This window comes from Bacillus sp. FSL R9-9834 (assembly GCF_038006905.1).
GTDB classification, from domain to species: Bacteria; Bacillota; Bacilli; order Bacillales; family Bacillaceae_G; genus Bacillus_A; species Bacillus_A pacificus.
Map to the genome: position 1 here is coordinate 1 of NZ_JBBOWD010000005.1, position 5763 is coordinate 5763.

General features: G+C 51.3%; 9 tRNA genes and 4 rRNA genes. All 13 read left to right on the top strand.

From position 1 onward, the window contains the following. Positions 1-298: ribosomal RNA gene (locus MKY00_RS30070) — 16S ribosomal RNA — on the top strand; the annotation flags it as partial. Between the two features lie 197 nt (positions 299-495). After that, positions 496-3416 (top strand): 23S ribosomal RNA (locus MKY00_RS30075). Between the two features lie 101 nt (positions 3417-3517). Next, a 5S ribosomal RNA gene (gene rrf / locus MKY00_RS30080) occupies positions 3518-3633 on the top strand. A 5-nt stretch (positions 3634-3638) separates the two neighbouring features. Beyond that, positions 3639-3714: transfer RNA gene (locus tag MKY00_RS30085), tRNA-Val, on the top strand. Between the two features lie 4 nt (positions 3715-3718). Beyond that, a tRNA-Thr gene (locus MKY00_RS30090) sits at positions 3719-3794 on the top strand. A gap of 13 nt (positions 3795-3807) precedes the next feature. After that, positions 3808-3883: transfer RNA gene (locus MKY00_RS30095), tRNA-Lys, on the top strand. 14 nt (positions 3884-3897) lie between these two features. Next, positions 3898-3978 (top strand) — tRNA-Leu (locus MKY00_RS30100). 29 nt (positions 3979-4007) lie between these two features. After that, positions 4008-4082 (top strand) — tRNA-Gly (locus MKY00_RS30105). A gap of 16 nt (positions 4083-4098) precedes the next feature. Continuing rightward, positions 4099-4187 (top strand) — tRNA-Leu (locus MKY00_RS30110). Positions 4188-4190: 3 nt separating this feature from the next. After that, a tRNA-Arg gene (locus MKY00_RS30115) sits at positions 4191-4264 on the top strand. Between the two features lie 8 nt (positions 4265-4272). Beyond that, positions 4273-4346, top strand: a tRNA-Pro gene (locus MKY00_RS30120). A gap of 9 nt (positions 4347-4355) precedes the next feature. After that, positions 4356-4431: transfer RNA gene (locus tag MKY00_RS30125), tRNA-Ala, on the top strand. Between the two features lie 77 nt (positions 4432-4508). Continuing rightward, positions 4509-5763 (top strand): 16S ribosomal RNA (locus tag MKY00_RS30130); the annotation flags it as partial.

A 5763-nucleotide genomic window follows, 5' to 3' on the forward strand; every position in this document is an offset into this window, starting at 1 on the left:
AACAAAGGGAAGCGAACCCGCGAGGTCCAGCAAATCCCATAAAACCGTTCTCAGTTCGGATTGCAGGCTGCAACTCGCCTGCATGAAGCCGGAATCGCTAGTAATCGCGGATCAGCATGCCGCGGTGAATACGTTCCCGGGTCTTGTACACACCGCCCGTCACACCACGAGAGTTCGTAACACCCGAAGTCGGTGAGGTAACACAGACGTGAGCCAGCCGCCGAAGGTGGGACGAATGATTGGGGTGAAGTCGTAACAAGGTAGCCGTATCGGAAGGTGCGGCTGGATCACCTCCTTTCTAAGGATATATAACGGAATTCGTACGTGGTTGTTTGGTTCAGTTTTGAGAGAGCAATTCTCTCAAAGGAAGTTTGTACCTTGAAAACTAAATAAGAGTAACAACGACATCAAACTTTAAAAATAAGGCAAAAAAGCTATTGATATAGCGACACAACTGATTACATTCTGTAATCAGCCATCTTATTCAAAAACTTTAGTTAAGTGAATAAGGGCGCACGGTGGATGCCTTGGCACTAGGAGCCGATGAAGGACGGGACTAACACCGATATGCCTCGGGGAGTTGTAAGTAAACATGATATCCGAGGATTTCCGAATGGGGGAACCCACTGTTCGTAATGGAACAGTACATCTATCTGAATACATAGGGTAGGTGAGGCAGACCCGGGGAACTGAAACATCTCAGTACCTGGAGGAAGAGAAAGAAACATCGATTTCCTGAGTAGCGGCGAGCGAAACGGAAAGAGCCCAAACCAAGAAGCTTGCTTCTTGGGGTTGTAGGACATTCCATTGGAGTGACAAAGAAATTCTTTAGATGAATCGACCTGGAAAGGTCAGCCAAAGAAGGTAACAGCCCTGTAATCGAAAAGGAATTTCCTCCGGAGTGTATCCTGAGTACGGCGGAACACGTGGAATTCCGTCGGAATCCGGGAGGACCATCTCCCAAGGCTAAATACTCCCTAGTGACCGATAGTGAACCAGTACCGTGAGGGAAAGGTGAAAAGCACCCCGGGAGGGGAGTGAAATAGAACCTGAAATCGTGTGCCTACAAGTAGTCGAAGCCCGTTAATGGGTGACGGCGTACCTTTTGTAGAATGGACCGGCGAGTTACGATCGTATGCAAGGTTAAGTGGAAGACACGGAGCCGTAGCGAAAGCGAGTCTGAACAGGGCGAATGAGTATGCGGTCGTAGACCCGAAACTGTGTGATCTACCCATGTCCAGGGTGAAGGTCAGGTAACACTGACTGGAGGCCCGAACCCACGTATGTTGAAAAATGCGGGGATGAGGTGTGGGTAGCGGTGAAATTCCAATCGAACACAGAGATAGCTGGTTCTCTCCGAAATAGCTTTAGGGCTAGCCTCAAGATAGAGAGTACTGGAGGTAGAGCACTGATTGGACTAGGGGCCCCTACCGGGTTACCGAATTCAGTCAAACTCCGAATGCCAGTTACTTACGCTTGGGAGTCAGACTATGGGTGATAAGGTTCATAGTCGAAAGGGAAACAGCCCAGACCGCCAGCTAAGGTCCCAAAGTATACGTTAAGTGGAAAAGGATGTGGCGTTGCACAGACAACCAGGATGTTGGCTTAGAAGCAGCCATCATTGAAAGAGTGCGTAATAGCTCACTGGTCGAGTGACGCTGCGCCGAAAATGTACCGGGGCTAAACGTATCACCGAAGCTGCGGATTGTTCTTACGAACAATGGTAGGAGAGCGTTCAAAGTGCTGCGAAGTCAGACCGTGAGGACTGGTGGAGCGCTTTGAAGTGAGAATGCCGGTATGAGTAGCGAAAAAAGAGTGAGAATCTCTTTCACCGAATGCCTAAGGTTTCCTGAGGAAGGCTCGTCCTCTCAGGGTTAGTCGGGACCTAAGCCGAGGCCGACAGGCGTAGGCGATGGACAACAGGTTGATATTCCTGTACCACCTCATGATTGTTTGAGCAATGGGGGGACGCAGGAGGATAAGGAGTGCGCACCGATGGATGTGCGTCCAAGCATGCGAGGAAGTCAGATAGGCAAATCCGTCTGACATGATTCTGAGCTGTGACGGGGAGGGAAATAGAGTACCGAAGTTCCTGATTTCACACTGCCAAGAAAAGCCTCTAGTTAGATTATAGGTGCCCGTACCGCAAACCGACACAGGTAGGCGAGGAGAGAATCCTAAGGTGAGCGGGAGAACTCTCGTTAAGGAACTCGGCAAAATGACCCCGTAACTTCGGGAGAAGGGGTGCTCACTTGTGAGTGAGCCGCAGTGAATAGGCCCAAGCGACTGTTTAGCAAAAACACAGGTCTCTGCGAAGCCGAAAGGCGAAGTATAGGGGCTGACACCTGCCCGGTGCTGGAAGGTTAAGGGGAAGAGTTAGCTCTTCGGAGCGAAGCTTTGAACCGAAGCCCCAGTAAACGGCGGCCGTAACTATAACGGTCCTAAGGTAGCGAAATTCCTTGTCGGGTAAGTTCCGACCCGCACGAAAGGTGTAACGATTTGGGCACTGTCTCAACCAGAGACTCGGTGAAATTATAGTACCTGTGAAGATGCAGGTTACCCGCGACAGGACGGAAAGACCCCGTGGAGCTTTACTGTAGCCTGATATTGAATTTTGGTACAGTTTGTACAGGATAGGCGGGAGCCTTTGAAACCGGAGCGCTAGCTTCGGTGGAGGCGCTGGTGGGATACCGCCCTGACTGTATTGAAATTCTAACCTACGGGTCTTATCGACCCGGGAGACAGTGTCAGGTGGGCAGTTTGACTGGGGCGGTCGCCTCCTAAAGTGTAACGGAGGCGCCCAAAGGTTCCCTCAGAATGGTTGGAAATCATTCGTAGAGTGCAAAGGCATAAGGGAGCTTGACTGCGAGACCTACAAGTCGAGCAGGGACGAAAGTCGGGCTTAGTGATCCGGTGGTTCCGCATGGAAGGGCCATCGCTCAACGGATAAAAGCTACCCCGGGGATAACAGGCTTATCTCCCCCAAGAGTCCACATCGACGGGGAGGTTTGGCACCTCGATGTCGGCTCATCGCATCCTGGGGCTGTAGTCGGTCCCAAGGGTTGGGCTGTTCGCCCATTAAAGCGGTACGCGAGCTGGGTTCAGAACGTCGTGAGACAGTTCGGTCCCTATCCGTCGTGGGCGTAGGAAATTTGAGAGGAGCTGTCCTTAGTACGAGAGGACCGGGATGGACGCACCGCTGGTGTACCAGTTGTTCTGCCAAGGGCATAGCTGGGTAGCTATGTGCGGAAGGGATAAGTGCTGAAAGCATCTAAGCATGAAGCCCCCCTCAAGATGAGATTTCCCATAGCGTAAGCTAGTAAGATCCCTGAAAGATGATCAGGTTGATAGGTTCGAGGTGGAAGCATGGTGACATGTGGAGCTGACGAATACTAATAGATCGAGGACTTAACCATATAATATGTAGCAATGTTATCTAGTTTTGAAAGAATATAAAAAACTTGTTGACTTTCAAAGTTAAATGAGTTACAATAATTCTTGTCTTAAATGAATACAGTCTGGTAATGATGGCAGAGAGGTCACACCCGTTCCCATACCGAACACGGAAGTTAAGCTCTCTAGCGCCGATGGTAGTTGGGACCTTGTCCCTGTGAGAGTAGGACGTTGCCAGGCAATTCGGAGGATTAGCTCAGCTGGGAGAGCACCTGCCTTACAAGCAGGGGGTCGGCGGTTCGATCCCGTCATCCTCCACCATTTAGCCGACTTAGCTCAATTGGTAGAGCAACTGACTTGTAATCAGTAGGTTGGGGGTTCAAGTCCTCTAGTCGGCACCAGTTTTTATTGTAAGAGCCATTAGCTCAGTTGGTAGAGCATCTGACTTTTAATCAGAGGGTCGAAGGTTCGAGTCCTTCATGGCTCACCATTTTTAATGAATATGCGGGTGTGGCGGAATTGGCAGACGCACTAGACTTAGGATCTAGCGCCTTTGGCGTGGGGGTTCGACTCCCTTCACCCGCACTTTTAATGAAATAACTCAAACATGTCTTGCGGAAGTAGTTCAGTGGTAGAATACAACCTTGCCAAGGTTGGGGTCGCGGGTTCGAATCCCGTCTTCCGCTCCAATTTTCAATATGACATGCCGGGGTGGCGGAACAGGCAGACGCACAGGACTTAAAATCCTGCGGTGGGTGACCACCGTGCGGGTTCGACCCCCGCCCTCGGCACCATATGCGCCCGTAGCTCAATTGGATAGAGCGTTTGACTACGGATCAAGAGGTTAGGGGTTCGACTCCTCTCGGGCGCGTTTTCTTTCGGGAAGTGGCTCAGCTTGGTAGAGCACCTGGTTTGGGACCAGGGGGTCGCAGGTTCAAATCCTGTCTTCCCGATACTTGTTTGGGGCCTTAGCTCAGCTGGGAGAGCGCCTGCCTTGCACGCAGGAGGTCAGCGGTTCGATCCCGCTAGGCTCCACCAAAAAAGTTCTTTGAAAACTGAACGAAACAAACAACGTGAAACGTCAATTTTTATTTTAGATGCTAGACAAACTAACTTTATTGGAGAGTTTGATCCTGGCTCAGGATGAACGCTGGCGGCGTGCCTAATACATGCAAGTCGAGCGAATGGATTAAGAGCTTGCTCTTATGAAGTTAGCGGCGGACGGGTGAGTAACACGTGGGTAACCTGCCCATAAGACTGGGATAACTCCGGGAAACCGGGGCTAATACCGGATAACATTTTGAACCGCATGGTTCGAAATTGAAAGGCGGCTTCGGCTGTCACTTATGGATGGACCCGCGTCGCATTAGCTAGTTGGTGAGGTAACGGCTCACCAAGGCAACGATGCGTAGCCGACCTGAGAGGGTGATCGGCCACACTGGGACTGAGACACGGCCCAGACTCCTACGGGAGGCAGCAGTAGGGAATCTTCCGCAATGGACGAAAGTCTGACGGAGCAACGCCGCGTGAGTGATGAAGGCTTTCGGGTCGTAAAACTCTGTTGTTAGGGAAGAACAAGTGCTAGTTGAATAAGCTGGCACCTTGACGGTACCTAACCAGAAAGCCACGGCTAACTACGTGCCAGCAGCCGCGGTAATACGTAGGTGGCAAGCGTTATCCGGAATTATTGGGCGTAAAGCGCGCGCAGGTGGTTTCTTAAGTCTGATGTGAAAGCCCACGGCTCAACCGTGGAGGGTCATTGGAAACTGGGAGACTTGAGTGCAGAAGAGGAAAGTGGAATTCCATGTGTAGCGGTGAAATGCGTAGAGATATGGAGGAACACCAGTGGCGAAGGCGACTTTCTGGTCTGTAACTGACACTGAGGCGCGAAAGCGTGGGGAGCAAACAGGATTAGATACCCTGGTAGTCCACGCCGTAAACGATGAGTGCTAAGTGTTAGAGGGTTTCCGCCCTTTAGTGCTGAAGTTAACGCATTAAGCACTCCGCCTGGGGAGTACGGCCGCAAGGCTGAAACTCAAAGGAATTGACGGGGGCCCGCACAAGCGGTGGAGCATGTGGTTTAATTCGAAGCAACGCGAAGAACCTTACCAGGTCTTGACATCCTCTGACAACCCTAGAGATAGGGCTTCTCCTTCGGGAGCAGAGTGACAGGTGGTGCATGGTTGTCGTCAGCTCGTGTCGTGAGATGTTGGGTTAAGTCCCGCAACGAGCGCAACCCTTGATCTTAGTTGCCATCATTCAGTTGGGCACTCTAAGGTGACTGCCGGTGACAAACCGGAGGAAGGTGGGGATGACGTCAAATCATCATGCCCCTTATGACCTGGGCTACACACGTGCTACAATGGACGG